Raw genomic sequence first — 25,335 nt, forward strand, 5'->3', positions numbered from 1 at the left:
TCAGAAGCCGACTGCATTCCGCGTTCACCGGTTGCATGAGGCGAGTCGCCAGCGCCGGTGGCTCATCCTGCTCAGGTCTGTCGTTCGCGTCGTGCGTCATGTCATGCGATAGCCACGACTCGAGCGGGCGTCTTCATCGCTGAGCAGTGATTACAGTATATGCCGCATATCAGGGCGGACGATTGCGAAAACCACATGACATCGCCATCTTAAAAGCAGATTATTTCACCATTCACATCTTCATCGCTAATGGATTGCGAAAATGAGCCAGAATATTCCTCTCCCGACACTGGACCGCTTCGACCGTCGCATTCTTGACGAGCTTCAGCACTCGGGTCGCATCAGCAATCAGGAACTCGCGGAGCGCATTGGCCTGTCCCCGTCACCTTGCCTGCGCCGTGTCCGTGCGCTGGAAGAAAGCGGCATGATCACCGGCTACCGCGCCCAGATAGATGCCCGCAAGCTGGGACTCAGTCTGATGGCGTTGCTGCATATCTCGATGGACCGCCACACCCCGGAGCGCTTCACCAACTTCGAGGACACCATCGCCTCGCTGCCCCAGGTGATGGAATGCCTGCTGATCACCGGCCAGGAAGCCGACTACCAGCTCAAGGTGGTGGTCAAGGACATGGATGACTATCACGACCTGCTGCTCAAGCAGATCACCCGCATCGAGGGGGTGACCGGCGTGCATTCGAGCTTCGTGCTGCGTCAGGTGATCGATCACCAGCGCGTCCCGACGACCTCCTGAGCCCGACTGTACAAACCAGGTCTTTCAACTCGAATTTTCTAGCTCGGCTACCCAGCACGAAAGCCCCGCCGGCTACCACTGGCGGGGCTTTTGTGCTGCTGAAGCACTATCATGATCACTCGCCGCCGATGATACCGCGGCGTATCTGGTCTTCCTCGATGGATTCGAACAGCGCCTTGAAGTTGCCCTCGCCAAAGCCATCGTTGCCCTTGCGCTGGATGATCTCGAAGAAGATCGGCCCGATCACCGTCTCGGTGAAGATCTGCAACAGAATCCCCTCCCCCGGCGCACCATCGACCAGCAGGTTCAATGCCTTGAGGTCCTCGACATTCTCTTCGTGGTTGGGCACCCGCGCATCGACCTTCTCATAATAGGTGGCCGGCGTGGTCAGGAAGGTGACGCCATTGGCCTTGAGCGCCTTGACGGTGGCATGAATATCATCCGTCGCCATCGCCAGATGCTGGATGCCTTCCCCATTGTATTCGCGGATGAATTCCGCGATCTGGGAGTCATCATCGGCGGACTCGTTGATGGGAATGTGCATCTTGCCGCAGGGCGCCGTCATCGCGCGCGAGAAGAGCCCGGTCATCTTGCCTTCGATATCGAAATAGCGGATCTCACGGAAGTTGGCGATACGCGCATAGAAGTCTGCCCACACATCCATCTGGCCACGCCCGACATTGTGGGTCAGGTGATCCAGCGTATGCAGACCGACACTGTTGGCATTCTCGATTGCGCCGTCGATGGCGACGAAATCGGTATCGTAGATCGAGCGCTCACGGTGATGGTCCACGAAGTACAGCACGGAACCGCCGATGCCCTGCACCGCGGGGATGCCCACCTCGCCCAGCCCGACCGGATGCTCGACGCTGCGCGCACCGTGCGCCAATGCGTAGCGATGCGCCTGCTCGGCATCCGCCACACGCCAGGCCATCGCACAGGCACTCGGGCCGTGAATCGCCGCAAATTCCGCCGCCGGGCTATTCGGCTCGGCGTTGAGCACCACATTGATCCCATGCTGCTGGAACAGGAACACCTGCTTGGAGCGATGGCGACGGGTCTCGGTAAATCCGAGCTGGTTGAACAACTTGCGCAGGGCATCGATGCCGGCCGCATCCGGGGCCGTGAACTCGACGAACTCGAAGCCGTCCGTGCCGATGGGATTGTGCTGTTCGATACGCGCCGGTGCGTTCATGAGGTGTTCCTGAGTCAGGCTGCCGACAAGGCAGGCAAGGTAGAGAGAAGGCGGGCAACATCCTTCATGACAGGCAAACGCGCCGCGGATCACCTGTGATGTCCCGATTCCGTTATCGGGAATCTATGCCTTGCCTGCCGCCCTGCCCATGCACCTTGCGCCCTCATTGGTGCCGTACCCTGCCTCCCCCCACGCCAGACATGTAACGAAACTCTGCCATGGCGTTGACGGTCCTCTCGACACTGTTCACCCGGGGCGCTCTCACTGCCGCGAGCGCCTGACACTGCGTCATGCTTTCTTTACATCTATCGGCGCGTCGCGCCTGCGACTGCCGCATGCCCGTCTTGCGTTGGCCGCTAGAGCCAGGCACCGCTGCCCAGCTGCCAGGCCACCCACAGCAGAATCGTGGCGATGAAGGCCTCGATGACCTGCCAGGCACGCGGGCTGGTCAGACGTGGCGCCAGCCAGCCGGCACATGCCACCAGGCCGAAGAACCAGCCGATGGAGGCCAGGCTCGCCCCGACGATGAAGCTTTCAGGGGACGGCTGCTGAGCGCCGATCGCGCCCAGCATCACCAGCGTATCCAGATAGACCTGGGGATTGAGCAGCGTGACGGCCAATGTCGCCGCCAGCACCTTGCCGAGACTGGCCTTGAGGGCATTGCTTGCCGTCAGCTGACCACCAGTGCGCATGCGCCCCAACGCCTTGAATGCCTGCCAGAGCAGAAACGCCACGCCGCCCCAGCGGGCAAAGCTCATCAACAGCGGCGATTGCTGCATGAGCGCGCCAAGCCCGAGCACGCCGGCGATGATCAGCACGCCATCACACAGCGCGCAGAGCCCCGCCACCCACCATTGATGCTCGCGCTTGAGCCCCTGCCCCAACACGAAGGCATTCTGCGCCCCGATGGCGATGATCAAGCCTGCGCCTACCCCTGCCCCATTGAAGAATGACCACCACATATCGCCTGTCCTTTCGTCGTGTCGTTGCCGTGACTGACGACGCATGCCACGACTGTCAGTGCTGAGGCAGGCAGAGTACGCTAGGATGAATCCATCAAGGAAATTGATTCAAGGAATGGATCATAAGGAATACTGATGCTGGACTATAAACTGCTGGAGGCACTGGCGGCCGTCATCGATCAGGCGGGCTTTGAACGTGGGGCGCGAGCTCTGGGGCTGACGCAGTCAGCGGTCTCGCAGCGCATCAAGCTGCTGGAGGCACGGCTGGGGCAGCCGGTACTGGTGCGTACACCGCGCCTGGGGCCGACGCCGCTCGGGCGGCGCCTGCTCAATCATGTCCAGCAGGTGCGCCTGTTGGAGCATGACCTTCTCGACCAGATTCCCGCCCTCGGCGAGAGCGAACAGCGGCTGCGTATCGCCATCAATGCCGATTCACTGGCCACCTGGTGGCCGACCGTCACCGGCAGTTTCTGTCGCGAGCGCGAGCTGTTGCTGGACATGCTGGTGGAAGATCAGGAAGTGGCGCTCAGGCGCATGCGCGATGGAGAAGTCGCAGGCTGCATCTGTGCCACACCGCGCCCGGTGCAGGGTGCGCGCTCACACCCGCTGGGCAGCATGCGCTATCGGGCGCTGGCCAGCCCGGACTTCGTGCAACGCCATATCACGAAGAAGGGCCGCGCCATCCCGCCCATACTGGCGGCCGAGACCCTGCGTCGCATGCCTGCCATCGTCTATGGCCGTGATGACCGCCTGCAACACCGGCTGTTGTCGACCATGGGCTTCGATGAACCCTTCCCCCACCACCTCTGCCCGTCGTCGGAAGGTTTCGTGCGCCTGGCCTTGAGCGGCATGGGCTACGGCATGATTCCCGAACAGCAGGCGGCGCATCTGCTGGCCAGTGGTGAGCTGGTGGATATCGCGCCGAACCATGCCCTCGATGTGCCGCTTTACTGGCATCACTGGCGCCACGGTGGCAGCACGCTGGACAAGCTCACCGACCATCTGTTGCGGGAATGTGCCACGGCATTGCGCCCGATGCCGGAGCAGGAGACGCCCCGCCCCGGCATGCTGTAAGCGCACGCTTCATCCGGGCATCAGGCCCAGCAAAAGAGGCTCAGCGCAGGAGGCTCAGAACAAAAGGCTCAACACAGGAGCCTCAACCGCCCTGCTGCTCACGCACCAGCTGGGCCAGGAAACGATCGCAGGCCGCCAGCTGGCTGAGTTCGATGTACTCGTTGGCCTGATGCGCGACCCCGATGGAGCCTGGCCCGCAGACCACGGTCGGCCAGCCTTCGCTCTGGAACTGGCCCGCCTCCGTGGTGTACGCCACGGCCTCGCTGGCCCGCTGATCGCCCAGCAGGCGCTGGCAGAGGCGAATGGCCGGATCCCGATCGCCATGCCCCAATGAAGGCACCGTTTCCACCGTGCGTTCACTGCGGATCGCCACTTCAGGTGCCCGCTCTCGATAAGGGGCGACCAGACGCTCGGCGTGGGCATCGATCTCCGCCAGCATCGCCTCGACATCCTCGCCCGGCAGATGGCGCAGCTCCCAGTCGAAGATGCACTCCCCGGCGGTGATGTTGACCGCCGTGCCGCCCTCGATACGCCCGACATGCAGACTGGCGTGGGGCACATCGAAGCGTTCGTCCAGATGGCCGCAGTCGATGCGCGCCTGCATGCGGTCCTCGATGAAGGTCACCATGCGCGCCGCCAGATGGATGGCGCTCACCCCCTGATAGACCAGGCTGGAATGCGACGGCTTGCCGGTCACCGTGGTGCGCAGATCGGTAATGCCCTTGTGGGCATCGACGATCGCCATCATGGTCGGCTCGCCCACCAGCACCGCCGCCGGACGCGGCAGGCGGTCACGCAGGCGCGCGATCATGCGCGGCGCCCCCAGACAGCCGATCTCCTCGTCATAGGAAAAGGCAAGAATCACCGGCTTCTTGAGCGTGCCCGCGCGCTGGGCATCCACCAGCGCCGGCACCGCCGCCATGCAGCAGGCGATGAACCCCTTCATGTCAGAAGAACCGCGCCCATAGAGGCGACCCTCGGCCTCACGCAGCGTGAAGGGATCGCTATCCCAGGCCTGCCCCTCCACCGGCACCACATCGGTGTGCCCGGAGAGCACCACACCCCCCTCGATTTCCGGCCCGATCACCGCCAGCAGATTGGCCTTGTCGCCACCATCGTTGTGGATGACCTCGGCACTGACGCCGACCACTTCCAGGGCATCACGCAGGCAATGGATCAACGCCAGATTCGACTCGCGTGACACGGTATTGAAGCTGACCAGGTGCGCCAGCCAGTCGCGGCTGTTGGGCCAGTCGGAAAAATCGGCGTGCTGTGGCATCAGGCTGGCGGTACTGGCGATGGGGGACGCTGAAGCGGACATGGGCATTCCTGTGCAGATACAGTCAGAGCGGAGAGCACCACACGCAGCGCGCTGGCCTCATATGCTCACCGGTATAGCGCAGCGCCTCTTCGACAACAAGGGCCTGGCTGCAACATCCGCCTGGCAGGCACGCTTCAAAAAAGACGACGCTGCCACACCCGCTGAAAGGGCGTGGCAGCGTCGTCTGTGGTGACAGAACTCCGCTACGGGCGGGATTCAGGCCGTGATGGCATCAGGCGGCACGGCCGTTGCGCACCATGGCGTGAGGATCGATGACGAATTTCTTGGCAGCGCCGCCATCGAAATCCGCATAGCCCTGCGGCGCTTCTTCCAGACTGATGACCTGCACATTGACCGCATCGGCGATATTGACGCGCCCGAACAGGATCGCCTGCATCAGCGGGCGGTGATACTTCATCACCGGGCACTGGCCCGTGTGCAGCGAGTGGGACTTGGCCCAGCCCAGCCCGAAGCGCATCGACAGCGCCCCGACCTTGGCGGCCTCATCCTCGGCGCCCGGGTCTTCGGTGACATAGAGGCCGGGGATTCCGATCTGGCCGCCGGCACGCGTCAGCGCCATTGCCGAGTTGAGCACCGTGGCCGGTTGCTCACGGCCATGGTCACACCCACAGCCATGCGCCTCGAAGCCGACGCAGTCGACGAAGCAATCCACTTCGCGCTCGCCGAGAATCACCTCGACCTTGTCCTCCATCGAGCCTTCCTGACGCAGATCGATGGTCTCGCAGCCGAAGCTCTCGGCCTGCTGCAAGCGCTCGGGGATCATGTCACCGACGATGACACAGGCCGCACCCAGCAGCTGAGCGGAGACGGCCGCCGCCAGCCCGACCGGCCCGGCGCCCGCGATATACACCGTGGAGCCCGGTCCTACCCCCGCGGTCACACAGCCGTGGAAACCGGTGGGGAAGATATCGGACAGCAGCGTCAGATCACGGATCTTCTCCATCGCCTGGTCGGCATCCGGGAACTTGAGCAGGTTGAAGTCGGCATAGGGCACCATGACGTAATCCGTCTGACCACCAGTCCAGCCGCCCATGTCGACATAGCCGTAGGCCGCGCCGGGACGCGCCGGATTGACGTTCAGACAGATGCCCGTCTTGCCTTCCTTGCAGTTGCGGCAGCGGCCGCAGGCAATGTTGAAGGGGACCGAGACGATGTCACCCACCTTGATGAATTCCACATCGCGCCCGGCCTCGACGACCAGACCGGTGATCTCGTGGCCCAGTACCAGGCCCTGCGGCGCCGTGGTGCGGCCTCGCACCATGTGCTGATCACTGCCGCAGATATTGGTCGAGACGACCTTGAGGATGACCCCGTGTTCACACTTGCGATTTCCCAGCGCCAGGGTCGGATAGTTCAGTGATTCGACACTCACCTTCCCCGCTCCCTGGTAGACAACTCCGCGATTGGCATTGGCTGACATGACGTGCTCCTGACTGGCATGGGGGTTTGGCACGTGGCCGGCGTCAGGCAGACAAGCTGGCTTGCGCCGCCCGTCACTTTTCCTGCACCGGCCACCAGCCCGCGGTCGGTGGCGTCCAACCGCAAGGGCTTCTGCAGACTAGGCCAGTTGTCACAGGTAGGCTGTCCAGATGAGGCATCGACATACCTGAATGAGACAGTTCACGACCAAAGTGTCACTTCGGCTATCCCGCAGCCCGCTCGCCAGTGCCTCGCGCCTCTGCTGTTGGCGGCAGGCGACAGTCAGCGTCGATGCATCTCGACACTTGAAGCGCGCGCCCATACCCCCCAGTACTGATGTCAGCGTCATCTTGACGACAGAAATTGCGACCCGAGCCCGTTTTCATGACGGCTCGGGAAGACAGCTCTGAAAGACACTTCAAGGAGAGATCATGACCCTGACATCCAATGCCCTGCGCAATTCCTGCATGACCCTGGCCATCGTCGGTTCCGCCTTCATTGCCGGTTGCGGCAACACCAGCGTGATAGAGAAGCAGGACACGCGCTACGAAGTCAGCGCCGTCGATGAAGACCGCGATGATGCCATCGCACAGGTCAAGGAGCGCGCACTCGAGGTGTGTGAAGAGCAGGACCGCGACAAGTACGATGTGCTCGACTCGCGCGTCTTCGGCCCGCACGACGCCACCGCCAAGGCTGCCGATGGCAATGACCAGCTGGAAGGCGGTACCGTCAATGAAGACACCGAAATGGCTGCCGCCACCCATGAAGGCGAAGGCTACAAGGTCGTCTGGACCGTACGCTGCCGCTGAGGCGTTCCCCGTCAGGTAGCGTGACCTGACAGCGCGATCGAACGCGAAAGCGAAAGCCGTAACGACGGCGAAATGAATGCACAGCATCCGTCAGAAAGCCGCCCCCAGGGGCGGCTTTCTTGCGTTCCGACACCCGAGGATGGCACGGGAAAACCGACACTGCGGAGCCTGAGTTTCGAGACCGCAACCTTGGGTTGCCCCAGAAATCAGTCAATTGCACCGCCCCATTAGACGACTCTTGACTATGCTGAGATGAAAGCTGTCCCAGCGCCGCCCCTGATCGACATATGAGATTGGTGAAGAGTGAGCACCCGCCGCCGGACTGGCACACCTGCGGCGACTCGGACACTGAACATGCATGAACCTTGTTGCATGGGGCTCGCGACATGAATCGCGCAGCATGCATCTCACTGAATAAAGCTCGCGCATTGCCATGCGAGACGTTCGACAGCCCTATCGCCCGAGGACTGTCGATCACTGCCATACGCCATGACGAACCCATCAGGACTCTCTGCGCCCGCGCGCCGTCAAGGAGGCTTTTCCATGAGTATCGAACAACGCCTGGCCCCCGTTGCACTCCCCGACACCCGTCATCGACGCACCGTCGAACATCTGCTGGCAGGTTCCGGCGTCAGGCTCAACGGACCTGACCCCTGGGACATTCGCGTCCGCCATCCGGACCTGTTCCGGCGGGTGCTGCAGCAAGGCAGCCTGGGACTGGGCGAGGCTTACATGGAAGGCTGGTGGGACTGCGAGCAGATCGACGAGATGATCTGTCGCCTGCTGCGGCATGGCCTGGGCAGCCGCGCCCACACCACCAGCGAGCGTATCGCCTATCGACTGCAGGCCGGAGTGATCAATCTGCAGAGTCGCCGCCGCGCCGGCGTGGTCGGCAAGGTGCATTATGACTTCGGCAATGACCTCTTCACGCGCATGCTGGATGACACCCTGTGCTACAGCTGCGGCTACTGGAAAGACCTGCCGATCAGCGCGGAGAACCTGGACAAGGCGCAACGGGCCAAGCTGGATCTGGTGTGCCGCAAGCTGGGGCTAACGCCCGGCATGCGCCTGCTGGATATCGGCTGTGGCTGGGGGAGCCTGGCCGCCTACGCCGCGCGCCATTACGGCGTGGAGGTCGTCGGTATCACCATCTCCGCCGAGCAGGCCGCGCTGGCGCGCGAGCATTGCGCAGGGCTACCGGTGGAAATCCTGCTCAAGGACTATCGCGACCCTGACTTCAGGCGCACGGTGGGCAGCTTTGATGCCATCGCCTCGATTGGCATGTTCGAACACGTCGGCCACAAGAACTACGCCACCTATTTTGCCCATGCCGCGCACCTGCTGCGCCCCGGCGGACGCTTCGTGTTGCATACCATCGGCTCCAACCAGAGTGATATCTCGGCCGACCCCTGGGTCAATCGCTATATCTTCCCCAATGGCGTACTGCCCAGCGCCAGTCAGCTGGTACGCGCCAGCGAAGCACATCTGGTGATGGAGGACTGGCACAACTTCGGCGCCGACTATGACCCGACATTGATGGCGTGGCGCGCCAATCTCGACCAGCACTGGCATGAGCTGGCCGATACCTACTCACCGCGTGACAAGCGCATGTTCGAATACTATCTCGGTGCCTGCGCGGGCGCCTTCCGCGCCCGCCAGCTGCAGTTGTGGCAGGTGGTATTCACCCATGGCACCGCAGGGCGCTACGACGCGCCACGTTGATCGGATGTCATCCCTGACGACTGCGCTGATATTCGGCCTGGGAGCGCGCGATGCTGGCACTGGCATTGTCTTCGAACTGGAGAAGAGCTCGGGCGAAGGCATTGAGCACTTCGTCATCGAAGCCGACGTACAGCTCGGCCCGTACTCGTTCGATGCGCTCCGTCAACAGGGTCAGGCATTGGCGACCTTGCTCGGTGAACCATAGGCAACGCGCTCGCTTGTCGGTCTCGTGCGGCACGCGTGCGATCAGCTGCTGAGCCTCGAGCTGGTTGAGGGTGCGCGTCAGCGACGGCATCTCGATGCCCAGCTCACTGGCCAGCATCTGTTGGGTACAGCCCTCGCCGAGCTTTTCCAGATGGACCATGACCGTCCAACGCGATTCCGTCATGTCCAGGCTGCGCACCGCGCTGGTAATGGCGGTGCGCCATAGACGATGGACCCGACCGACCTGGCCGCCCAGCGATGGCTTGATCTGCTCGTGAAACGGGATTTCCTGAGTCGAATCCGTCCCCGGAGAATGTGCGTTCATATAGCGTCTCTCGACATGAAAGCTCCCATGACACTCCCCCTCATCAGTACTGAGCGAGAGACCCACGAGAGCCTTGATTGGTACGGTGTCAGGGCGGCGCTTGCCGCCGATATCAGACGCCACCTATGTTAGCTTGCTAACAATATAAGAATCATACCCTTTATTAGCGAGCAAAACAATTCACCAGTTACGATATCCAGACACGCATTCAAGCGCCTCTCCGATCCTGTCTTCTTGCCTGTCTTTTACCCTTCCTTCTCTTTCTCCTTCTCTTTCACCTATTTCCTGCTTTGCTGCTTTCCTCTCGCCCTGTTGTCTGTTCTCTCCCACCATCACCTGCACCGCGGGTCATTCCTGTGCGATGCCGTGACGCTTGAGCTTGTTGGCGATGGTGGTATGCGAGACCCCCAGGCGCTTGGCCAGCAATCGACTGGACGGATACTCGGGGTAGAGATGCGCCAGGATGCGCCGTTCGACCTCGTCATGGATATCACCCAAGCTGCCGGTGAGGTCGATATTGTCGAGACCCTCATCACGCGCCTCGCCGGTCAGACGCAGATGCTGCGCCTCGATCACCTCGCCATCGCACAGCGAGACGGCCTGGAACAGCACGTTCTCCAGCTGACGCACGTTGCCCGGCCAGTGATAGCCCTGTAGACGCGCCATGGCCTCGGGCGAGATATCCCGTACGCGAGCGCCGATCTGGCGCACTGCCCGCTCGAGAAAATGCCGTGCCAGCTCCTCGAGTCCATCCAGACACTCCCTGAGTGGCGGAATCTGCACGCACAGCACATTGAGGCGATGGAAGAGGTCATGGCGGAAGCGCCCTTCGCTGCACAGTGCCGGCAGGTCCTGTTGGGTAGCGCAGATCACGCGCACATCGAGGAAGGTCTCCTCATCGCTGCCGACACGGCGGAAACCGCCGTCCTGCAAAAAGCGCAGCAGCTTGACCTGCATGCGCGGACTCATCTCGCCGACCTCATCGAGGAAGATGGTGCCGCCACTGGTCAGCTCCAGCAGGCCCAGCTTGCCCTCCGGCCGCGCGCCCTCGAAGGCGCCCGGGGCATAACCGAACAACTCCGTCTCGGCCATCGACTCTGGCAGCCCCGCGCAATTGAGCGCCATGAAGGGGGCCTGGCCGCGGGGGCTGGCCAGGTGACAGGCCCGCGCCAGCAGCTCCTTGCCGGTGCCGGTCTCGCCTTCGATCAGGAGCGGCGCATCCAGCGGCGCCATGCGGCGAGCCTCCTTGACCACCGCCGACAGCTGACGGCTCGCCTGGAAGATGGCCTCGAAACCGCGCACCTCGGTGCGCTGGATCTGGTAGATACGCGAGCCAAGACGGTCTGCACGATGCAGGGTGACCACGGCGCCCGCCAGCGAGGCGACATCCTCGTTCTCGGTGTGCAGTGGCGCGATATCGGCGAGGAAGGTCTCTTCTCCCACCCGCAGGCGCAGGCCATTGACGCGGGCATTGTTGCGCCGGATCAGCTCCGGCAGATCGACATCCTGGACATGACGCGTCAGCGCCAGTCCCGGCACCTCATCGATACGCACTCCGAGCAACTTGCCCGCCGCGCGATTGGCCGCCACCACGCGCCCATCCATGTCGATGGACATCACCGGGTCTGACAGCGATGACAGCAGTGCATTGAGCTCCAGATGGCGTCGCTCGGTGGGCATCAGGCTGACGCGACTGACCTTGAAGACCCCGGGAATCTCCTCGAGGGTCGGCTTCAGGGTCGAGAGCTGCATGCGCAGCATGTTGGGCACATGCAGATAGATGGAGTTGTTGGCCTCCCCGCCGACCTCCCCGCGCAGCACGTTGAGGCCGTAATCGGCAAAGGGAGCCAGGATGTCGCGCAGAATCCCGATTCGATTCTGGCAGGTCAGTTTGAGGCGCATGGCGTTCTCGGCATTGTCGTTGGAATTCTTGTTGGCATTGTCACTGGAATTGTTGTCGAAATGGTGTCGCCGGCCTGGCGTCGCCACTCGAGTGACGGAGGGCTTGGCGACGGACAGCTGAATGACGTTAACGTAAGCGTTATCAAAAACGTCGTAAAGTATTCCTTACAAAAGACAGTAATGCAGAGGTGCATGAACGCCCGAATGGCACAGGGTGCGCCCGATTACCGCTCCAGTGTCACAATTATGTGACAAGACACGCACCAACGCAGCGTTATCTGCTATGCGAAGCCACGCCTGACCACTGGTCAACGCCACCCGACAGGGCCTAGCGTTGTCATCGACATGCAAGGACTGGCATGTACGCCATAATGACAACACGGCAGCCTGCTCGGCAGCGCCGCCATCTGGTTGGGGAGGTTGCATGAACGCACCGCAGGGTCGTCATTGGCCACAGACATCCCAGGAAGCTCAGCCCGGCTCACAAGCCAAGGGTACCCGCTACGTTGCCCATGAGCCGGATGCCCGAGGCCGGATCCATTACAGCGATCAGGAGAACGCCACCTGGCAGACCTTAATGTCGCGCCAGATGGCACTGGTCGAGGGGCGTGTTTGTCGCGAGTATCTACAAGGGCTCGAGCGCCTTGCCCTGCCAGAGGACCGTATCCCCCAGCTTGGCGAGATCGATCGGGTCCTGGAGGCCGCCACCGGTTGGCGAACCGCTCGCGTGCCGGCCTTGATCCCCTTTACGCGCTTCTTCGAGCTGCTCGCCGAGCGGCGCTTCCCGGTCGCCACCTTCATCCGCTCCCCGGAAGAACTCGACTATCTGCAGGAACCGGACATCTTCCACGAGATCTTCGGTCACTGCCCGATGCTCACTCACCCCGCCTTCGCCGAGTTCACCGCCACCTACGGACGCCTCGGTCTCGCCGCCAGCAAGGAAGAGCGCGTCTATCTGGCCCGCCTCTACTGGATGACGGTGGAATTCGGCATGCTGCGCGAGACTCAACCCGATGGCAGTCGCGCCCTGCGCCTCTACGGCGGCGGCATCATCTCCTCGCCGCGCGAGACCCGCTATGCCCTGGGCGAGCTTGCAGACAGTCTCGAACATCCCGCGCATCTGCCCTTCGATGCCGTCGAGGCACTGCGCACCCCGTATCGCATCGACATCCTGCAGCCGCTCTACTATGTCCTTGAGTCACTGGACGATCTGCATGAACTCGCCAGCCGCGACATCATGGCGCTGGTGCACGAGGCGATGGCACTCGGCCTCAAGACGCCGCGCTTCGCGCCACGCTGATCGCACCGGCGGCCTTGCGCTCCTTATCACGCGTCCCACCCTCTTTCCTCAAGCCGGAGATAGTGACATGACAGAACTCGCCAGACAGTCCTGTGAAGCCTGCAGCTTCGATGCGCCCAAGGTCAGCGATAGCGACATCGAGACGCTCAAGACCGCGATTCCCGAGTGGCAGTTGCTCAATCGCGATGGCATCATGCAACTGGAACGGTGCTTCACGTTCCGCAACTTCAAGCAGGCACTGGCATTCACCAATCGCGTAGGCGAGATTGCCGAGGAAGTCGGGCACCACCCGGCACTTCTCACCGAGTGGGGCAAGGTCACCGTGACCTGGTGGTCCCACGAGATGAAGGGTCTGCACAAGAACGATTTCATCATGGCCGCCAGAACCGACGAGGTAGCGAAATAAGATGTTCGAGCAGATTGCGCGTGTACCCGGGGATGCCATCCTCGGCCTGATCGAAGCCTTCAACAAGGACACCAACCCGCAGAAGGTCGACCTCGGCGTGGGCGTCTATCGCGATGCCAACGGCAATACGCCGGTCATGCGTGCGGTCAAGCAAGCCGAGAGCCGCTTGGTCGAGAATGAAGTCACCAAGACCTACATCGGCTCCCACGGTGACCCGCGCTTCGGCAAGGTCGTGCTGCCGATGGTGCTGGGTGCCGAGTCGCCGGTACTGGCCGCCAATCGCGCCAGCGCCACCCAGGCGCCCGGTGGCACCGGTGCCCTGCGTCTGGCGGCGGACTTCATCGCCAGCAACCTCAAGGGCCGTGATATCTGGCTGTCCACCCCGACCTGGCCGAACCACCTGGGCATCTTCGACGCCGCCGGCATCACGCGTCATAACTACCCGTATGTCGACGAGAACAACCGCCTCGACTTCGACGGCATGCTGGCGACGCTCAAGACGATTCCGGAAGGTGACGTGGTACTGCTGCACGCCTGCTGCCACAATCCGACCGGTTTCGATCTGAGCCGCGAGCAGTGGGACCAGGTACTGGAAGTCGTTCAGGCACGCAAGCTGCTGCCGCTGATCGACTTCGCCTATCAGGGCTTCGGTGACGGTCTGGAAGAAGACGCCTACGGCGTGCGCCTGCTGGCCGAGAATGTCGATGAAGCCATCATCACCAGCTCCTGCTCCAAGAACTTCGGCATCTACTGCGAGCGCACCGGCTGCCTGATCCTGATCGCCAAGGACGAGGAGAGCATGCTGGACGTGCGCACCCAGGCCGCGATCACCGCGCGCGAGAACTACTCCAACCCGCCGGCCCATGGCGGTGCAGTGGTCATCGACATCCTCGAGGACGACACCCTGCGCGGCGAGTGGCAAAGCGAGCTGACCGAGATGCGTGAGCGCATCAACGGCCTGCGTCGTGATTTCGTCGAGGCGCTCAAGCCGTATGGTCTGGATGAGCAGTTCGCCTTCATCGCCGAACAGCGTGGCATGTTCTCCTACACTGGCCTTTCGCCGGAACAGGTCGATCGCCTACGTGACGAGTTCGGCATCTACATGGTGCGCTCCGGCCGTGCCAACGTGGCAGGCTTCTCCACCGAGAACCTGCCCTATGTGGCCAAGGCCATCGCGACCGTCGTCAAGGGCTAAGCCCGAGCGAGCGCTGTCGTGAAAGACAAGAAAAACCCCGCCAATTGGCGGGGTTTTTCTTGAATGGTCGGTTGTCTGACCTGTTCTCTGATCTGCTCTCCAGTCTGAGGCAAGGCTTCAGCCAGTTACCTGCGCCATCATGCCGATCAGCCTTCCTCGTCCGCCTGCGGCAGACGGGCAAGACTCGCCGCCACCTCCTCCTCGAGCAGGCTGACCAGCAGGGCCTGCACCGCGTACAGCGACTCTCCTTCCTCGGCCGTCGACATCTTCCACTTGAGCTCCAGATAGCGCTCGCTGCGCATCGAGAGCGGCAGGCCGATCAGGTCGCCTCTGGCGTCCTCGAGCACCTGCAGCGCCGACAGCGCATCAATGATGGTGGCGGCACTGCCCGAGCGCGCCAGACGCCCGGCACTGGCCGACGTGGCAACTTCCAGCAGACTCGTCGGCGTCACGCGCTCACGCTTCAGCAGCCCCCGAATCAAGCGTCCCTGACTGCTGGTTTCGGGCAGGTCCACGAAGGGCCGCTCATTGAGGCGCGCAAGGGTCAGCGGCTTGTCCAGCAGCGGCCAGCGCGAGGGCCACAGCAGCATCAAGGGCAGCTTCAGCGCGGGCGGTACCTCGGCTTGCACCTCGTCACTGGCCTCTTCACTTGTCCCTTTTCGGGAAGCGGCCCCGTCGACATTGTGCGCATCCTCCTCGACGTCAAACGGCAGCTCCGGCGTATCCCCCAGCTCGGGCATGGCAGACTTGGCGGCAGACCTTGCCTCGTCGTCATCGCCTTCGATGAGTGTCGTCTCCTCGCGCGCACGCTGTCGCAGGCTGGCCTTGAGCTCGCGGGCGCGTGCCGCCGCTGTCTTGGCACGCTTGCCGCCCTGTGGCTCCGGCGGTGCTTCCAGGCTCACCGCCATCGCGACCCGGCCCTCGCGGATGGCGAGATCATGCTGTGACACCTCGAGCACTTCCAGACTCGGCAGCCACTCACTCAAGGCTTCACTGGCCGCGATGCGCGTCAGCCAACCGGCACTGAAGGCCTCCAGACCCGGTGTGACCGCCAGCACGAGACGCGGGCGCTTGCCGCTGCCCGGCCCGAAGGCCAGTCGCCTGAGCTCGGATTGGGCACTGAACATCCGGGCGAGTGAGGGCGTCAGACGCTCGGCTTCCGGGGTCGGCACCAACTTGCCGCCCTCGCGCAGAAACAACGAATAGCCCAGTGTCTGCTCTAGTTGTGCCAAGCCCCGTGAGACTACCGGCACACTGATGCCCAGTTGCGCGGCACCGCCTTTCATCGAGCCACACTCGATTACCGCCCACAGCATTTCCAGCTGACGCAGCCGTATGCCGGGTTCACGGGTGCCTGTATCTGACTGCGCCATGGTGTTGCTCCTTGAAGGGTTCGCCCGCGATGCTCCGAGAGTCAGCGCTGGACGCCGGCTCATTTAGCCTTACGCTAATCATGCTGGCGCCAAATGTCACGCTCAAGCTGCCTACAGGACGTCACGACCCCTGAAACGACACTCCCCCCGCTGATGAATCAGCGAGGGGAGTGAGAAACGAAACATCGATTCGCGCCAATCGTTCGTTCAGACCAACCAAGGACAAGCGATCAGGAGAGTGCCAGTACGCCTTCTGCTTCAAACAGCACGCCCTTGGGCAGCTCCTTGACGCCGACGGCCGCACGCGCCGGATACGGCTGGCTGAAGTACTGCTCCATCAGGGTGTTGACCACGGCGAAGTTGCTGAGATCGGTCAGGAACAGATTGACCTTGACCAGCTGATCCAGGCTGCCACCGGAAGCTTCACACACCGCCTTGAGATTGCGGAACACCTGGTCTGCCTGGGCTTCAAAACCGCCTTCCACCACTTCCATGGTCGCCGGGTCCAGCGGGATCTGGCCGGACAGGAACACCAGATTACCCGTGCGCACCGCTTGGGAATACGGGCCGATGGCAGCCGGTGCGGACTCGGTAGAGATAATCTGCTTGGTCATGCGCAATTCCTTGTTCAATCAGTTGACGGAGAGACACTCGAAAAAGACGACTTCACTGCATTACGCGCTACCTGGCAGCCCCCTGGCGCAACCACTGAACCAGAAACTGTCACGGACAACACTGCGCCGAGCATCAGGCAGCGTAGCGCCCAAGACTGAGACCATTGGGGTCGATCGTGGGCTTGCGGCCATCCACCAGGTCCGCCAACAGACTCGCACTGCCGCAGCTCATGGTCCAGCCCAGGGTGCCATGTCCGGTGTTCAACCACAGATTGTCGTACTTGGTGCCGCCGATGATCGGCGTGGAATCCGGCGTCATCGGTCGCAGGCCGGCCCAGAATTCCGCCTTGGCATAGTCGCCCGCTTCCGGGAAGACATCACGCACCACCATGTTGATGGTCGCACGGCGCTTCTCGAGCAGCGACAGATCGAAGGACGCAAGCTCCGCCGTACCACCCACGCGAATGCGATCATCGAAGCGTGTCAGCGCGACCTTGAAGGTCTCGTCCATCACGGTGGACTGCGGCGCGGCATCGGCATTGATGATCGGCACGGTCAGGCTGTAGCCCTTGACCGGATAGATCGGCAGATCCAGGTCCAGATCACGCGCCAGGAATGGCGAGTAACTGCCCAGACACATCACGTAGCTGTCTGCGGTCATCTCGCCACGGTCGGTGATGACCTTCTCGATGCGGCTACCGCTGCGCTGGATACGCTGGATGGTGGTATTGAAGACGAAATTGACGCCCAGGGTGTCACGGCAGTAATCCGCCAGCCGGTTGGTGAACAGGTGGCAATCGCCGGTCTGGTCATCCGGCAGGTGCAGGCCGGCGATGAACTTGCCCGGCACGCGGGTCAGTGCCGGCTCCACCGTGGCGCAGGCATCGGCGTCCAGCAGCTGATGGCGTACACCACAGCCCGCCAGCACCTTCATGTCGCTCTGCACGGCATCGACCTGCGCCTGGGTACGAAACAGCTGCAACAGCCCCTTCTGACGGTCTTCGTAGCGCAGCCCGGTCTCTTCGCGCAGGGCATTGATGCAGGCACGGCTGTACTCGGAGACCCGTACCATGCGCTCCTTGTTGACGGCATAACGGTCGGCGTTGCAGTTGGCGAACATCTTGACCATGAACTTGGCCATCTGCGGGTCCATGCGCGGTTGGATCTTGAGCGGCGCATGCTCCTGGAACATCCACTTGACGGCTTTCTGCGGAATGCCAGGCGCCGCCCACGGCGAGGAGAAGCCGAAGGAGACCTGACCGGCGTTGCCGTAGCTGGTTTCCATCGCCGGGCTGGCCTGACGGTCGACGACCGTGACCTCATGCCCCTGACGCGCCAGATAATAGGCACTGGTGACACCGACGACGCCACTACCGAGTACAAGAATCTTCATGTTGGCCTACCCCATGACTGCAAGCCGCGCCCCACGGCAAATGACAGGCGTATTCGCGCACTCGGCAGCGAATAAAGACGATGAAGGCCGTCACCGGTCGACAAGGCGACTCACAGTGGCTTGACCTGAATGCATCCAGTATAGAGGCGCAAACCACGGTTAATATTCTGTTATGAGGCTGCGTATCAGAAAATAAGCAGGTAAATTTCATATCATGGCAGTGATAAAAAACAAAAAAGCGGCCATTTTTGGAATGGCCGCTTTCGGTGCGTCTCAGCGGACTGCTGACGGGACTTCTGGCAAGGGCTGCTGACAGGACTTCCTGGCAGAATCTTGTGGCAAGCGACTGACGGCAGGCAGCACCGCACGACATCTCACGCGGGCCGCCGCGATCAGACCTTGGCGTTCAGGCCCTCGCTATCTGCCCCTCATAGGCAGACCGCCATGGACAGACCGTCATGCCCGCTTCTCAGCTCCGCTCAGTCAGATCAGGTCGTCGCGATATAGGCATGATCACGCACTGACTTGCCCCGGTTGCCCAGGGCCTGACGATAGACACGCCATGCCACCACACCCGCCAGCAGATTGCCGATGGCCGAGCCGATGGCGACACCGCGCAGCCCATCCAGATGTGCCCCCAGCCATACCGCCGGCATGAAGCAGATGAAGAGACGCACGAATGACAGCGCCGTGGCACGCAGCGGCCACCCCAGCGCGTTGGCAGCCGACACGACCAGCATGCAGATGCCGAGGAAGGAGTAACTGGGCAACATCCACGGCAGCAGGACCGCCAGCGCCGCCGAGACCTCGTCACTGCCCACCAGCACATAGGCCAACGGTGTCGCCAATACCGCCGCGATGATGCCCAGCACCAGCTGCCAGATCACCACCACGCGGGCAGCCAGGTTCATCAGGCGACGAATTTCCTGCCAACGACCGGCACCATAACAGCGCCCCAGCCACGGCGGCAGCGACATGGTCAGGGCCAGCACCACGATCAGCGAGAAGGTTTCCAGGCGTGAGGCGATACCCCAGGCGGCCACCTCCGTCTGACCCAGCCCCGCGACGATGGCAGTGACCAGCATCGCGGAGAGGGCCGGCATCATCTGACACAGGATCGCGGGTATCGCGATCCCCGCCAGCTGGCGGCGCGAAGCCTGCCATTCGGCCCACAGGCCGCGATATTCCATCCAGTCGCGGCGCGAGATCTTGAACGCCGTGATGGCAAGCCCGGCCCCGAAGGAGAGCACGGTCGCCCAGGCAGCCCCCGCCAGACCGAAGCCGGGCAGTGGCCCCGCGCCGAAGATCAGCAGCGGGTCCAGCACCAGATTGAAGATACTGGTCAGCAGCATCATCTCGCCCGGCAGGCGTGTGTCGCCGTGGGCGCGGAACAGGCTGTAGAGCACATAGGCCATGGCCCCCAGCCAGCTGGCGATCAGTGACGGGCCCCAGTAGACCTCGATCAGCTTCATCTCGGCGGCATTGGCACCCAGCAGCTCGAAGGCCGGCACCCTGATGACCCACAAGAGCAGCATCAGCAGTGCCATCAACACACCGGATCCCAGCAGCACTACACCGCCCAGACGCCGCGCACGCGCCTCATCCTCGGCACCCAGGGTACGCGAGACGATCGCGGCGATCGCGATGCCCATGCCGACCTGTACCCCGATGATCAGAAAGGTCAGCGGGAAGGTGAAGGATTGCGCAGCCAGTGGCGCGGTGCCCAGATGCGAGACGAAGGCAGCATCGACCAGGTTGAAGCCCAGCAGTCCCATGATGCCGAGCGTCATCGGCAAGGTGCTGCGCCACAGGCGTGACATCAGCTCACGCGTCGTCGGACTTCCCGACGTTGGCGGGGTCGATGTTGCAGAAGCTTCGGTGGACATAGAAGACATGAACTCACTCCCAGCATGTCGAGCATGACTGGTTGGATGAAGGTAAAGGCGTCGGAACACTTGTGTGACGCTGGAGTGACGATTCTAGGGATTTCGCCAGACCCCAGATAGGCTCAGTGAGACATGTCTTTGATGCATTGTCGGCAACAGGAAGAGCGAGAAACGCGTTGATGCGTGGTATTAGAGGAAACAGTGACCGTGATAAACTGACCTTGTCAGGGATTTCCGTCATCAGGATTCGTGATGACGCCCCATGCAATGTCACCGATTATCGACTGCTACCGAAGATGGACCGTCGCTTTATATGCACTGACTGCCTCATGGATGGCTGGCAGAGTGTTCCCCTCCCCATGGCATCACGAGAGGTCAGACCGTGGATAAAGCATCCCGTTTGTTGCTGTTTCTCGATGTGGTAGAAGCACAGAGTTTTTCCAAGGCGGCTGACCATCGACAGGTCAACCGCTCGGTGGTCTCCAAGCAGATCAGTCGTCTGGAAGAAGAACTGCAGATTCGCCTGTTCAATCGCTCGACCCGCTCGCTGGCCCTGACGGATGCGGGGCGCGAGATCCATCAGCACGCACTGCGTCTGCGTGAAGTGCTGGAAGATACCGATGATGTGGCCGGCGCCTATCAGGATGGCCCGCGCGGCATCCTGAAGATCACCAGCCCGAGCCATTTCGGACGCACCTATGTCGCCCAGGCCGTACGCCTGTACATGGAGCGCTACCCGGATACCCAGGTGGAAGTGCGCCTGGAAGACCACCTGACCGACCTGATCGGCGGCGGTTATGACCTGGCCATTCGCATGTCGGAGCTGGAAGATTCCAACCTGATCGCGCGTCCGCTGGCTGCACACCGTCACCTGATCTGTGCCTCGCCGGCCTTCATCGAGCGTCACGGCATGCCGCAGACCCCCGCCGATCTGTCTGGCCTGCCGGCGGCGGTATATTCCCGCGATGGCTTCATTCTCGATCGCCTGCGCGTCTGCACCGAGAGCGGTGTCGAGGAAAAGGTGGCGCTGGATTCGCGTCTCAAGGTCAATGATGCCGACGTGCTGATCGGTGCCATCAAATCGGGTGCCTGCTATGGCATGGTGTCCGCGATCAACATCAAGGACGAGATCCTGGATGGTGAACTGGTGCCGCTGTTGACCAACGTGCCGATGAAGCCCTTGCCTTCGATCCACCTGGTCTATCCGCACCGCCAGTACCTGCCGCAGAAGACGCGTCGCTTCAGCGATTGCCTGCAGGAGGTCGTCGGCACGCCGCCCGTCTGGGAGCAGCGCATTCCGGGCTTCGAGAACATGTACGGCTACGGTAGCGGTTGCAGCGCATGAGACGTCGCCACGACTCTCGAGTCTGAATGCAAGCCGCCACCTCTCGCGGCCATTGCCAGACCCGAATGCTCACCATGAAAACGCCCGCCACGCAGAGTCACTGCGTGGCGGGCGTTTTCGTTTCAGGCCTCTTCATTTCAGGCCCCTGCATTTCAAGCGCCTTCATTTCAAGCGCCTTTCACTTCCGCCCCTTTCATCAAGCGCTCTCAGAGCGAAACTCTCAGGGACAGGGATGGATCGACGGCTTGCGCTTGAGCCACTCGACCAGCTCCGGCAGGCGCTTGGGACGTGCATAGCGGAAGCCCTGCACCAGATGGCAACCCATCTCGACCAGCAGGCGTTCCTGCTCTGCGGTCTCGACGCCTTCCGCCAGCACCTCCATGCCCAGACTGTCGGCCAGCGAGATCGCGTGGGAGACGATGGCGCGGTCGCGGGCATCATGATCAAGGCTACCGACGAAGCGCTGATCGACCTTGAGGCGGCAAGCACGCAGGTCACGCACGTAGAGCAGTGATGCGAAGCCGGTGCCGAAATCATCGATCGCTAGGCGCACGCCGCGTTCGATCAGGCCGGTCAGTCGCTCCACGACGCGATCAAGATCCGGCACGCGTGAGGATTCGGTGATCTCAAGCTCCAGGCGTTCCGGCGCGAAGTCATGGCGCGCCAGGGCCTCCGAGACACGCTCGGGGAAGCCGGGATCACGAAACTCCTGAGCCGAGACATTGATCGCCACCGACAGCGGCTTGCCGTTCGGCGTCACCAGGTCACGCGTTGCCGAAAGGGCCGTGTCCATCACCCGCGCGCCGACGGTGCCGATCAAGCCGTACTGCTCCGCCAGCGGGATGAAGCGCCCCGGCCCGATGGTGCCAAGCTCGGGGTGGTCCCAGCGCACCAGCACCTCGACGCCGACGGCCTCGCCACTGGCGAGGTCGAACTGGGGCTGGAAGGCGAGATCCAGCTCTTCGAGATGCTCGCGCAGGTCACTGGTCAGGCGGTAGTCGTTGAGATGCTGCATATGCGCGCCGGGCGAGAACACATGCAAGGGGCCACAGACATCGATGTCATCGTATTCGCCGTGCAGCATGGCGAGTTCGGCCAGATGCATCAGACGATGGGCACGGCGTGCGTGCTGCGGCGCCAGACTGATGCCGACCCGCGCCGTGACCGGCAAGGCCTTGCCATCCAGTCGCATCAGCATCACCAGCCGTTCGCACAGCTCGTTGGCACGTGCGATCAGGCTGGCCTCATCCCCGACGAAGAACAGCGCGAACGCATTGCCCAGGGGGCGGCAGACCAAGGCGTCGCGATACTGCAGAGACATGGCTTCTGCCACCCGCTCCAGCAGCGGATCGATGCGTTCGGCACCGTGCGCCGAGTTGATGATCTCCAGGTGGGTCAGCGACAGATAGATGATGCCGGCATCGATACTGCCGTCGACGCTTTCTTCCAGCAGCAGTTCATCGATCTGGGCATTGAAGCGATCGCGCGACAGCAGGTTGATGGGCTGCAGGCGGCGCAGGGCGATCAAGACCTTGTCATCCACCCCGGCCGCCCGCGCCTCCGCCAGCCCCGAGAACGGCGCCTTGAGGCGGACTCGCCGCTCGCTGACCGGCTCGAGACGCGGCCGCTCGGTGCCGAACAGCTCCTGCCAGCCACAGGTGTTGGCCACCAGACACTCGGCATCGAAGATCGCCATGCGCCACGGCAGATTGGCCTTCTGCACCAGCAGCCATTCGCCCAGCTCGCCGGTGATGCCCATCAACCAGAAGCCGGGCTGGCCGCTGATGCCACAAGGCTCCGGCTGCTTGGGCAGCGGGGATGGCAGCTCCGGCACCCTGTCTTCCTGGCGAGCGCGCGGCGACGTCCAGGCGAGTTGGCCGAAGCGGTCATGGATCCACAACGGCTCTTCGATGGACGACAGCAATTTGATCAAGATATCGAGAGGCACGCTCACTCCACCTGCAGTCATAAGGAAAATGGCTTGATGCCCCGCAAGGGCCGCCTGTCGCCAGTGATGCTGGCCGCTGGCTGGCGCAACGCGGGTAACACCGCCGGGACATGACACGTCATTCACGCTTCCGGCTGATCTCGCGCTTATCTGCTTACACCTGCTTTCATTGTCGCCGCTGGCTGCAGCAAGGCCCGGGCCGCATGGCTAATGCGGCAATGTCCGAGCGCCCATGCTACTCCTCCTATGGACATTGCCAGGCGCCAGAGTGCTGCACTTTGTCTCTTCTGATCACCCTTTTGAGTGCCCTTTTGAACGCCAGATACCTCCCCGCTTCGCCTGTCACCTGACGCTGCTCCTGGCGTCATTTCCGGAGCCAGTCGTCAAGCCACTCAACCGGCTCCTCAACCTGCTCCTCACCCCGTCATCCCGAAGTGCGTGCCGTCAGGGGATGCACCAGAGGTTCAAGCGTGCAGCACGCAGTCGACACTCTCTACGCTTCGCTAATACTCCGAGTCTATGCCAGCCTGTGGTGCGGGCACCAAGGCTATTTTCTCGCCGACTCAACGCTTGGCTGCCATCGCCGCTTCGAAACCCGGCAACAGACGACGTATCCGCGGCCCGCGCCAGTGCGCGAGTGGCATCAAGGCGTGCGGAAGAGTAGGATAGGCGCCCGTTTCGTCCGGACCGGATCCCGGGCGCCGAATCCATCGGTCAAAGAAATTCTCCGTCATGACTCTCAACGTCCAGAATTCCGCTGTCTCCGCTTCTGCCTCCTCTGCAGAACGCCCCCGCGCCGTCGTCATCTACTCCGGTGGCATGGACTCCTACACCGTCCTGCACCAGGCGCTGAAGGAAGGCTTCGAGGTACACGCCCTCTCCTTCCATTATGGTCAACGTCACTCGCGTGAGCTCGACGTCGCACGCCAGGTCTGCGAGTCACTGGGCGTCGCCCACGAAGTCGTCGACATTCGCGCCATCCATGGCCTGATCGACAACTCCGCGCTGACCAACAGTGACCAGGCGATGCCCAAGGCCGACTACGACGAGGATTCCATGACCTCGACCGTGGTGCCCAATCGCAACATGATCCTGCTGTCCCTGGCGATCGCCAAGGCCGTCAATATCGAGGCTGGCGTGTGCTTCTATGGTGCCCACGGCGGGGATCACGTGCTCTACCCGGATTGCCGTCCGGAATTCGTCGAGAAGATGAATGCCGTCGCCGCGATCGCCAACTTCTCGCCGGTGGAGATTCGCGCGCCCTTCCTGCACGCCAGCAAGGACGAGATTCTGGCCGCCGGCATCGCCATGCAGCTCGACTACGCCCAGACCTGGACCTGCTATGAAGGCCGTGAACTGGCCTGTGGGGAATGCGGCAGCTGCCGCGAGCGCCTTGCTGCCTTCGCCGCCCATGGGCTGAGCGATCCGCTCGGGTATGACACGGCCGATTCGGCCAAGGGCGCAGGCACTCTCTGATGTATACGGTAAAGGAAGCGTTCTACACCCTGCAGGGCGAAGGTGCTCGCGCAGGGCGCGCCAGCGTGTTCTGCCGCTTTGCGGGCTGCAATCTGTGGAGTGGTCGTGAGCAGGATCGCGACACCTCGGTCTGTCGCTTCTGCGACACCGATTTCGTCGGCACCAATGGCCAGAATGGCGGCAAGTTCCGCACGGCAAGCGAGCTGGCGGACTTCCTGGCCAGCCTGTGGCCGGAACACTCCGGCATCGCCACGCCCTATGTGGTCTTCACCGGCGGTGAGCCACTGTTGCAGCTCGACCACGAACTGGTGGACGCGATGCACGCCCGCGGCTTCGAGATCGCGGTGGAGACCAACGGCACCGTCGCGCCGCCCGCCGGCATCGACTGGCTATGCGTCAGCCCCAAGGGTGCCAGCGAGCTGGTCCTCACCGGCGGCGATGAGCTCAAGCTCGTCTACCCGCAGCCGGAGGCGCTGCCGGAGCGCTTCGTCAGTCTGGACTTCGCGCACTTCTATCTGCAGCCACTGGATACCGCCGCCCTGGATGCCCTGCCCGCGCCAGCCGCCGCTCGCGAGCATTATCGCGAGGTACTGGCGACGGATACGCCGATGAACCAGTGCGTCAGTTACTGCATGGCCAATCCCCAGTGGCAGCTATCGCTGCAGACTCACAAGATCAGTGGTATCGATTGATG

At 62.5% G+C, this 25,335-nt stretch carries 21 protein-coding genes; 10 read left to right on the plus strand and 11 right to left on the minus strand.

Features of this window, described 5'->3' with window-relative positions; genetic code table 11:
• Positions 1-262 precede the first annotated feature (262 nt).
• Positions 263-751: an Lrp/AsnC family transcriptional regulator gene (locus F8A90_RS12325; RefSeq protein WP_043331273.1), complete on the plus strand. Its 489-nt coding sequence runs from the start codon at positions 263-265 to the stop codon at positions 749-751.
• A gap of 115 nt (positions 752-866) precedes the next feature.
• On the opposite strand, the gene hppD is transcribed toward F8A90_RS12325, so the two are convergent.
• The gene (gene hppD, locus F8A90_RS12330) at positions 867-1,946 is read right to left on the minus strand and encodes a 4-hydroxyphenylpyruvate dioxygenase (RefSeq protein WP_200017333.1); all 1,080 of its coding nucleotides are present in this window, start codon (positions 1,944-1,946) and stop codon (positions 867-869) included.
• Positions 1,947-2,302: 356 nt separating this feature from the next.
• Positions 2,303-2,908 (minus strand): LysE/ArgO family amino acid transporter, encoded by a 606-nt coding sequence (locus F8A90_RS12335; protein WP_200017334.1) that lies wholly within the window; start codon positions 2,906-2,908, stop codon positions 2,303-2,305.
• 135 nt (positions 2,909-3,043) lie between these two features.
• On the opposite strand from F8A90_RS12335, the gene F8A90_RS12340 reads away from it, so the two are divergent.
• On the plus strand, positions 3,044-3,982 hold the full coding sequence (locus tag F8A90_RS12340; RefSeq protein ID WP_200017335.1) for a LysR family transcriptional regulator ArgP: 939 nt from the start codon (positions 3,044-3,046) through the stop codon (positions 3,980-3,982).
• A gap of 82 nt (positions 3,983-4,064) precedes the next feature.
• Here the strand turns inward: F8A90_RS12340 and argE are convergent, their stop codons facing one another.
• Both argE and fdhA read right to left on the minus strand, forming a co-directional pair.
• Positions 4,065-5,303 carry an acetylornithine deacetylase gene (gene argE, locus F8A90_RS12345; RefSeq protein WP_325096919.1) on the minus strand — a complete coding sequence of 413 codons (1,239 nt, stop codon included), beginning with the start codon at positions 5,301-5,303 and terminating at the stop codon, positions 4,065-4,067.
• A 232-nt stretch (positions 5,304-5,535) separates the two neighbouring features.
• A complete protein-coding gene (fdhA, locus tag F8A90_RS12350) occupies positions 5,536-6,744 on the minus strand; it encodes a formaldehyde dehydrogenase, glutathione-independent (protein WP_200017336.1) in 1,209 nt (402 codons plus the stop codon).
• A 430-nt stretch (positions 6,745-7,174) separates the two neighbouring features.
• Here fdhA and F8A90_RS12355 point away from each other — a divergent pair, with 430 nt between their 5' ends.
• Together F8A90_RS12355 and cfa are read left to right on the plus strand one after the other, a co-directional pair.
• On the plus strand, positions 7,175-7,552 hold the full coding sequence (locus F8A90_RS12355) for a hypothetical protein (RefSeq protein ID WP_175088637.1): 378 nt from the start codon (positions 7,175-7,177) through the stop codon (positions 7,550-7,552).
• A gap of 543 nt (positions 7,553-8,095) precedes the next feature.
• Positions 8,096-9,274, plus strand: coding sequence for a cyclopropane fatty acyl phospholipid synthase (gene cfa, locus F8A90_RS12360; RefSeq protein WP_200017337.1), 1,179 nt, complete (start codon positions 8,096-8,098; stop codon positions 9,272-9,274).
• Positions 9,275-9,281: 7 nt separating this feature from the next.
• Here cfa and F8A90_RS12365 read toward each other — a convergent pair whose 3' ends face one another.
• On the minus strand, positions 9,282-9,803 hold the full coding sequence (locus F8A90_RS12365; RefSeq protein ID WP_200017338.1) for a MarR family winged helix-turn-helix transcriptional regulator: 522 nt from the start codon (positions 9,801-9,803) through the stop codon (positions 9,282-9,284).
• 348 nt (positions 9,804-10,151) lie between these two features.
• Positions 10,152-11,705: a sigma-54-dependent transcriptional regulator gene (locus F8A90_RS12370; RefSeq protein WP_043331281.1), complete on the minus strand. Its 1,554-nt coding sequence runs from the start codon at positions 11,703-11,705 to the stop codon at positions 10,152-10,154.
• Between the two features lie 424 nt (positions 11,706-12,129).
• On the opposite strand from F8A90_RS12370, the gene phhA reads away from it, so the two are divergent.
• The 3 genes from phhA (at position 12,130) to F8A90_RS12385 (ending at position 14,606) form a co-directional block, all read left to right on the plus strand.
• Positions 12,130-13,005 (plus strand): phenylalanine 4-monooxygenase, encoded by an 876-nt coding sequence (phhA, locus tag F8A90_RS12375; RefSeq protein WP_200017339.1) that lies wholly within the window; start codon positions 12,130-12,132, stop codon positions 13,003-13,005.
• Between the two features lie 67 nt (positions 13,006-13,072).
• Positions 13,073-13,411 (plus strand): 4a-hydroxytetrahydrobiopterin dehydratase, encoded by a 339-nt coding sequence (locus F8A90_RS12380; RefSeq protein ID WP_054555480.1) that lies wholly within the window; start codon positions 13,073-13,075, stop codon positions 13,409-13,411.
• Between the two features lies 1 nt (position 13,412).
• The gene (locus F8A90_RS12385; protein WP_166018731.1) at positions 13,413-14,606 is read left to right on the plus strand and encodes an amino acid aminotransferase; all 1,194 of its coding nucleotides are present in this window, start codon (positions 13,413-13,415) and stop codon (positions 14,604-14,606) included.
• 146 nt (positions 14,607-14,752) lie between these two features.
• On the opposite strand, the gene F8A90_RS12390 is transcribed toward F8A90_RS12385, so the two are convergent.
• From F8A90_RS12390 to F8A90_RS12405, 4 genes are all read right to left on the minus strand, one after another.
• Positions 14,753-15,979, minus strand: coding sequence for a LysR family transcriptional regulator (locus tag F8A90_RS12390; protein WP_200017340.1), 1,227 nt, complete (start codon positions 15,977-15,979; stop codon positions 14,753-14,755).
• Positions 15,980-16,209: 230 nt separating this feature from the next.
• Positions 16,210-16,593, minus strand: a complete 384-nt coding sequence (locus tag F8A90_RS12395; RefSeq protein WP_043331285.1) for a RidA family protein — start codon at positions 16,591-16,593, stop codon at positions 16,210-16,212.
• Positions 16,594-16,726: 133 nt separating this feature from the next.
• The gene (locus F8A90_RS12400) at positions 16,727-17,986 is read right to left on the minus strand and encodes a D-amino acid dehydrogenase (RefSeq protein WP_166018733.1); all 1,260 of its coding nucleotides are present in this window, start codon (positions 17,984-17,986) and stop codon (positions 16,727-16,729) included.
• A gap of 488 nt (positions 17,987-18,474) precedes the next feature.
• Positions 18,475-19,872 (minus strand): MATE family efflux transporter, encoded by a 1,398-nt coding sequence (locus F8A90_RS12405; RefSeq protein WP_442778908.1) that lies wholly within the window; start codon positions 19,870-19,872, stop codon positions 18,475-18,477.
• A gap of 382 nt (positions 19,873-20,254) precedes the next feature.
• On the opposite strand from F8A90_RS12405, the gene F8A90_RS12410 reads away from it, so the two are divergent.
• On the plus strand, positions 20,255-21,217 hold the full coding sequence (locus F8A90_RS12410) for a LysR family transcriptional regulator (RefSeq protein ID WP_200017341.1): 963 nt from the start codon (positions 20,255-20,257) through the stop codon (positions 21,215-21,217).
• Positions 21,218-21,437: 220 nt separating this feature from the next.
• On the opposite strand, the gene F8A90_RS12415 is transcribed toward F8A90_RS12410, so the two are convergent.
• Entirely contained in the window at positions 21,438-23,165 is a 1,728-nt protein-coding gene (locus F8A90_RS12415) for a putative bifunctional diguanylate cyclase/phosphodiesterase (RefSeq protein WP_200017342.1), read from the minus strand.
• A gap of 732 nt (positions 23,166-23,897) precedes the next feature.
• Here F8A90_RS12415 and queC point away from each other — a divergent pair.
• Entirely contained in the window at positions 23,898-24,641 is a 744-nt protein-coding gene (queC, locus tag F8A90_RS12420; protein ID WP_200017343.1) for a 7-cyano-7-deazaguanine synthase QueC, read from the plus strand.
• The gene (gene queE / locus F8A90_RS12425; protein WP_200017344.1) at positions 24,641-25,333 is read left to right on the plus strand and encodes a 7-carboxy-7-deazaguanine synthase; all 693 of its coding nucleotides are present in this window, start codon (positions 24,641-24,643) and stop codon (positions 25,331-25,333) included. Before queC ends, queE begins: the two co-directional genes overlap by 1 nt.
• Positions 25,334-25,335 lie beyond the last annotated feature (2 nt).

This window comes from Cobetia sp. cqz5-12, assembly GCF_016495405.1.
GTDB lineage: Bacteria > Pseudomonadota > Gammaproteobacteria > Pseudomonadales > Halomonadaceae > Cobetia.

Excerpts from the sequence above, each read along its gene's own strand:
- phhA (WP_200017339.1), top strand. The coding sequence starts at position 12,130 with ATGAACGCACCGCAGGGTCGTCATTGGCCACAGACATCCCAGGAAGCT.
- F8A90_RS12400 (WP_166018733.1), bottom strand. The coding sequence starts at position 17,986 with ATGAAGATTCTTGTACTCGGTAGTGGCGTCGTCGGTGTCACCAGTGCC.
- F8A90_RS12335 (WP_200017334.1), bottom strand. The coding sequence starts at position 2,908 with ATGTGGTGGTCATTCTTCAATGGGGCAGGGGTAGGCGCAGGCTTGATC.
- F8A90_RS12390 (WP_200017340.1), bottom strand. The coding sequence starts at position 15,979 with ATGGCGCAGTCAGATACAGGCACCCGTGAACCCGGCATACGGCTGCGT.
- F8A90_RS12340 (WP_200017335.1), top strand. The coding sequence starts at position 3,044 with ATGCTGGACTATAAACTGCTGGAGGCACTGGCGGCCGTCATCGATCAG.
- argE (WP_325096919.1), bottom strand. The coding sequence starts at position 5,303 with ATGTCCGCTTCAGCGTCCCCCATCGCCAGTACCGCCAGCCTGATGCCA.
- queE (WP_200017344.1), top strand. The coding sequence starts at position 24,641 with ATGTATACGGTAAAGGAAGCGTTCTACACCCTGCAGGGCGAAGGTGCT.
- cfa (WP_200017337.1), top strand. The coding sequence starts at position 8,096 with ATGAGTATCGAACAACGCCTGGCCCCCGTTGCACTCCCCGACACCCGT.
- hppD (WP_200017333.1), bottom strand. The coding sequence starts at position 1,946 with ATGAACGCACCGGCGCGTATCGAACAGCACAATCCCATCGGCACGGAC.
- F8A90_RS12395 (WP_043331285.1), bottom strand. The coding sequence starts at position 16,593 with ATGACCAAGCAGATTATCTCTACCGAGTCCGCACCGGCTGCCATCGGC.
- F8A90_RS12365 (WP_200017338.1), bottom strand. The coding sequence starts at position 9,803 with ATGAACGCACATTCTCCGGGGACGGATTCGACTCAGGAAATCCCGTTT.
- fdhA (WP_200017336.1), bottom strand. The coding sequence starts at position 6,744 with ATGTCAGCCAATGCCAATCGCGGAGTTGTCTACCAGGGAGCGGGGAAG.
- queC (WP_200017343.1), top strand. The coding sequence starts at position 23,898 with ATGACTCTCAACGTCCAGAATTCCGCTGTCTCCGCTTCTGCCTCCTCT.
- F8A90_RS12405 (WP_442778908.1), bottom strand. The coding sequence starts at position 19,872 with ATGTCCACCGAAGCTTCTGCAACATCGACCCCGCCAACGTCGGGAAGT.
- F8A90_RS12370 (WP_043331281.1), bottom strand. The coding sequence starts at position 11,705 with ATGCGCCTCAAACTGACCTGCCAGAATCGAATCGGGATTCTGCGCGAC.
- F8A90_RS12385 (WP_166018731.1), top strand. The coding sequence starts at position 13,413 with ATGTTCGAGCAGATTGCGCGTGTACCCGGGGATGCCATCCTCGGCCTG.
- F8A90_RS12355 (WP_175088637.1), top strand. The coding sequence starts at position 7,175 with ATGACCCTGACATCCAATGCCCTGCGCAATTCCTGCATGACCCTGGCC.
- F8A90_RS12325 (WP_043331273.1), top strand. The coding sequence starts at position 263 with ATGAGCCAGAATATTCCTCTCCCGACACTGGACCGCTTCGACCGTCGC.
- F8A90_RS12380 (WP_054555480.1), top strand. The coding sequence starts at position 13,073 with ATGACAGAACTCGCCAGACAGTCCTGTGAAGCCTGCAGCTTCGATGCG.